Here is a 271-nt window from a genome sequence, read left to right on the forward strand (position 1 = left end):
GGTAGCTTGGTGCCTCGGAGATTCGAACGGAGCGGGGCACCACCGCGCTCAATACCTGATCTGGGAAGTGCTGCCTGACCTCAGACGCCACCTGTGCTGCCAGATTGGTTCGGCCGTCATACATCGTCAAAAGAATCGTAGATACTTCGAGATCAGCGTTGAGATGCTTCTGAATCATCTCGATGTTCTTGAGAAGCTGGCTCAGGCCTTCCAGCGCGTAATACTCGCACTGTATAGGAATGAGGACTTCGCTGGCAGCGCAGAACGCGTT

1 protein-coding gene is annotated in these 271 nt (G+C 54.6%); it reads right to left on the bottom strand.

Annotated elements, in window-relative coordinates; genetic code table 11:
* Positions 1–271, bottom strand: a 271-nt coding sequence (locus tag SB724_RS20235) for a ParA family protein (protein ID WP_410572648.1), incomplete at both ends; no start/stop codon positions are given.

The organism is Bacillus sp. SIMBA_031, from assembly GCF_046535225.1.
Lineage (GTDB): Bacteria > Bacillota > Bacilli > Bacillales > Bacillaceae > Bacillus > Bacillus velezensis.